Source organism: Polaromonas sp., from assembly GCF_031411155.1.
In the GTDB taxonomy this organism is placed as follows: Bacteria; Pseudomonadota; Gammaproteobacteria; order Burkholderiales; family Burkholderiaceae_C; genus Polaromonas.
Map to the genome: position 1 here is coordinate 1 of NZ_JANOAL010000127.1, position 2,808 is coordinate 2,808.

General features: G+C 62.2%; 3 protein-coding genes. 1 reads left to right on the forward strand and 2 read right to left on the reverse strand.

The window, feature by feature from the left end:
• Positions 1 to 51: 51 nt before the first annotated feature.
• Positions 52 to 486, reverse strand: a complete 435-nt coding sequence (locus RMO23_RS08660) for a low molecular weight protein-tyrosine-phosphatase (protein ID WP_309680523.1) — start codon at positions 484 to 486, stop codon at positions 52 to 54.
• Between the two features lie 13 nt (positions 487 to 499).
• A complete protein-coding gene (locus RMO23_RS08665; RefSeq protein ID WP_309680525.1) occupies positions 500 to 1,609 on the reverse strand; it encodes a polysaccharide biosynthesis/export family protein in 1,110 nt (369 codons plus the stop codon).
• A 528-nt stretch (positions 1,610 to 2,137) separates the two neighbouring features.
• On the opposite strand from RMO23_RS08665, the gene hemB reads away from it, so the two are divergent.
• Positions 2,138 to 2,808: porphobilinogen synthase (hemB, locus tag RMO23_RS08670; RefSeq protein ID WP_309680528.1), on the forward strand; the 671-nt coding region annotated here is incomplete at its 3' end.

Consider the following 2,808-nt stretch of genomic DNA (forward strand, 5'->3'; position numbering starts at 1 on the left):
TGAGAATTCATTCGCTAACTATTTCTTGAGTCGGGTGCTTGAGACGGGGGCTTAGCCCAGTTGCCTGATGCGCGGCGCCCAGTCGGCGACACCGCGGGCGATGTCGGCATAGGCGGCTTCAAACGCCTCCCGGGGCTGCCGATAAGGATCGGCAATATCGAACTTGCCGATCTCACCGAGGCGAAAGACCTTGCCGCGCGCCAGGGGGTATTGCTGCTCAATCTCGGTTTTATGGTCTTGCTCCATGACCAGAATCAGCTCGGCGGTCTGGCACATCCAGCCGACCAGTTGCTGGGCGCGGTGGGCTGACAAGTCCAGCCCATGCGCCGCCGCCACCTCAATCGACAGCGGATCGGCCGGATTGCCGACCAAGGCCCCGAGGCCGGCAGACCAGATGGTTTTTTCGGGAAACTGCTGCTTGAGCAGGCCCTCTGCAATGGGGCTGCGGCAAATGTTGCCAATGCAAAGCGTCAGGAGGTGCTTCATGCCGGCGCCGTACTTACTTGGTGACCGCATCGCGGGCGACCGTGCCCAGCTGCGCGCTGGGCAACAGCAGGCTCAGGACGCGGTTCCAGCGCACCAGCGACGAGGGATCGACGAAGACCACGTCGCGGGCCTTGAGGTCAAATCCCTCGGCCAGCGCATAGGCGGCGGGGTTGCGTGCATCCAGGTGATAAATCTCTGCGCTTCCGGCAGCGCCGTTGCGCAGTACAAAAATCTGGCGCGGGTCGCCGGAGATCTGGCTGACGCCGCCCGACTCGCCCAGCGCCTCATTGAGCGTCATGCGGCCACTGCGCAAGGGCAGGGCCGAGGGCCGCAGCACTTCACCCAGCACGAACACCTTGGATTCGTCGCGGCTCAATACCTGCACCGTGTCGCCACCGGCCAGCAAAATGCTGCCGGGGTTAACGCCAAGCTGCGTTAATTGCGCCAGATTGATGACGGTGGTTTTGCCGCCTCGCGTGACCGCGACCGATGCGCGGTCAGCCGTGGCGGAAAAGCCACCGGCCCGGCTGATCGCCTCGGGCAGCGTCATGGGAATGTCGTTGACCGCCTGAAGACCCGGTTGCCGCACCTCGCCCTCGACGTACACCCGCCCACTGCGGTAAGCCTGCACCCGCACCGTGATTTCCGGGTTCTTGAGGAACTTGCCGAGCCGGCTGATCATCAATTCACGGGCCTGAGTTTCGCTCAGCCCGCCGAGCTTGATGCCGCCCAGGAAAGGAAACTGAATGGTGCCTTCGGGGCTGACGTTGTAGCCATTGCCGACGCTGGAAAGGCTGGCGGCATCGGTGGCGGAACTCGATGCGGCCGCGACCAGGCTGAGCTCTGGATGGTCCCAGACCACAATGTTAAGCACGTCGCCCGGTCCAATGGTGTAAGGCCTGGCCACGCCGAACAAACGCTTGACCTCCAGGCCGACGTCGCTGGCCAGTTGCGCGCGCTGCAGACGGATCAGGTCGGGCGTGATCGGAAACAGGACTCCCTCTGGCTGATTGACGTTTGCCGATTTGCCGCCTTGCCCATCGGGGGCCGGCTCATAGGCGCGTAGCCATTGCGGCAAAGGCACGCCACTGCCGGACGGCTCCGCCCCGCCGCTGGTGCTCATGGTAATACCGGGCGCAAAGGCGCAGGCAGTGAGGCCACAACACGCCAGCGTGATGCCCAGCCGGGAAAGCCAAAGGGATGCGATTGAAGTCATTGAATCCATAAAATACATGCGTGCTGAACGGTAACAGCCACAAACCGGTTTTCAGCCAAAAAAAGACCGCCTGATTCCGCACGAGCTTTGGAAATTACAACCAAAGTATGCATTTTAGGCGCGCGCACCCTGCGCAGCGGGCATAAGAACCCAACTCAAACGCGAAAGGGGCGACAAGGGGCGACAAGGGGTGAGTTGCTGCCATACATATCGAAGTAAGCACAGCGCAATTCCCCGGAATTTACACATTTGAACACTTTTGTTTACACAATCTAGCGCTGGATTTTACTTGGTTTGCCATCGCTCCAGACTACCCAGAAAGTGTGGAAAAGTTACCACCCTTCCTGACGGAGATTTGTAAACCCCGGGAAATGTTGTTTTTAAGTGACGACCTCTGCTGCGCCGCCCAGCGCAAACCTTTGGCACAATTTGCCCATGACCCTACATGCCTCCAACTTTGCCGCCTTCCCCATGGGCCGTCCGCGCCGGCTGCGCCGGGATGCTTTCACGCGCAACCTGGTGCGTGAGCACACACTGACGGCGCATGACCTGATTTACCCGGTGTTTGTGACGGACGGCAGCCAGCGCCGCGAGGCGATTGCCTCGATGCCGGGGGTGGAACGCCTGAGCCTGGACCTGCTGCTACCGGTGGCCGAGGAATGCGTGGCGCTGGGCATTCCGGTGATGGCGCTGTTCCCGGTGATTGACGCGTCGCTGAAAACGCCCGATGGCAGCGAGGCGAGCAACCCCGATGGCCTGGTGCCGCGCGTGGTGCGCGAGCTGAAAAAGCGCTTTCCCGGGCTGGGCGTGATGACCGATGTGGCGCTGGACCCTTTCACCACGCATGGCCAGGACGGGCTGCCGGACGAGAACGGCTACATCCTGAACGACGAAACGCTGGAGGTGCTGGTGCAGCAGGCGCTGACGCAGGCCGAAGCCGGCGTCGATATCGTGGCGCCCAGCGACATGATGGACGGCCGCATCGGCGCGATCCGGGAGGCGCTTGAAACCGAGGGCTTCATCCACACCCGCATCATGGCCTACAGCGCCAAGTACGCGAGCGCGTTTTACGGCCCGTTTCGCGACGCCGTCGGCTCGGCCGGCAA